This window comes from Pseudomonas sp. RIT-562 (genome assembly GCF_026241895.1).
Lineage (GTDB): Bacteria > Pseudomonadota > Gammaproteobacteria > Pseudomonadales > Pseudomonadaceae > Aquipseudomonas > Aquipseudomonas mandelii_F.
The window spans coordinates 1-1,189 of sequence record NZ_JAPJIV010000049.1 but is presented as its reverse complement, the minus strand read 5'-3'; the positions used below and the strand labels follow the sequence as shown (position 1 = coordinate 1,189).

Below are 1,189 nucleotides of genomic sequence, written 5' to 3'. Positions count from 1 at the left end.
AGTATTAGGCCGCCAGCTTTTCAAAAAGGGCTGGCGGCAGGTTGTTCGAGGCAGAGTGACAGCGTCGGTGGTTGTAATGGGCAATAAAGTCCATTACATCTCGCTCAGCCTCGAAGTGATTCGAATAACCGTTTTCAGGCGACCAATCGTGTTTCTGTGATTTGAAATAGCGCTCCACGACAGCGTTGTCCCAGCAGTTCCCGCGTCGGCTCATGCTCTGCACGATCTGCTTTTCAGCCAGGTAGCTTACGAAACGATCAGCGGTGTATTGGCATCCCTGATCCGAGTGGAACACCAGTTCCGAGGACGGCCTGCGCAGCCCCACTGCAAGTTGTAATGCCCGCAGCGAGAGCTCGGTGTCGGCTGTTCTTGAGAACGCCCAGCCCACGATCCTTCGCGAGAAAAGATCCATGACAATTGCCAAGTACAACCAACTGCCTCCGACCCGGATGTAGGTAATGTCTCCCGCCCAAAATGTGTTGGGGCTCGCTGGATTGAAACGTCGCTGCAGCACGTTCGGCGCAATGTTGGACGGTTTAGTGGCTCGCCGATAATGCGCATACTGCGCTCGACGCCTGACCAGCCCCAGACTCTTCATCAAACTACGCATACGATGGCGACCCACTACAACGCCCTGTGTTTTCAGGGCCTTGGCCAAACCACGACTGCCTAATGCACCACGGTGCTCTTTGTGTAACTGACGGATGTCCTTTTCGAGCTCAGGCGCGACTCTGCGCTGGGGCTTGGGTTGGCGCAGGGCGTAGAAACTGCTGCGAGGTATGCCTAGCACGCTACACAGGCGTCGTACCGACAGCTTTGCTGTAGCGCCCTCAATCATTTTCTTCGGCCAAACAGCACCTTTAGATGAGAGGGCAACTGCTTTTTTAGGACATCGTTCTCAGCTTCCAGCAACGCCAACCTGGCGTGCAATGAATCGATCAGATCCTGATCCTGTGGGCGGGTAGTTTGCGACGCTCCTACCTGCTCCTTGCGCCATCGTAAAACCCAACGACGCAATGCCGTCGGCCCCACGCCAGTCTGTTCGCAGGCCTTGGGCACTGAGTAATTCAATTCGACGACAAGACGAATAGCTTCGGCCTTTTCTGTGGCTGTAACGACCCGAAATCCCATGGTGCTTCCTTAGGTTGATACTCCTACATCATGGTCCATAAATATTGAGCCACAACAG

General features: G+C 54.7%; 2 protein-coding genes. Both read right to left on the bottom strand.

Going from position 1 to position 1,189, the window contains the following annotated elements; genetic code table 11:
• Positions 1 to 4: 4 nt before the first annotated feature.
• A complete protein-coding gene (locus ORL50_RS28680; protein ID WP_266020071.1) occupies positions 5 to 838 on the bottom strand; it encodes an IS3 family transposase in 834 nt (277 codons plus the stop codon).
• Entirely contained in the window at positions 835 to 1,131 is a 297-nt protein-coding gene (locus ORL50_RS28675; RefSeq protein WP_266020069.1) for a transposase, read from the bottom strand. Before ORL50_RS28675 ends, ORL50_RS28680 begins: the two co-directional genes overlap by 4 nt.
• Between the last annotated feature and the right edge of the window lie 58 nt (positions 1,132 to 1,189).

Excerpts from the sequence above, each read along its gene's own strand:
- ORL50_RS28680 (WP_266020071.1), bottom strand. The coding sequence starts at position 838 with ATGATTGAGGGCGCTACAGCAAAGCTGTCGGTACGACGCCTGTGTAGC.
- ORL50_RS28675 (WP_266020069.1), bottom strand. The coding sequence starts at position 1,131 with ATGGGATTTCGGGTCGTTACAGCCACAGAAAAGGCCGAAGCTATTCGT.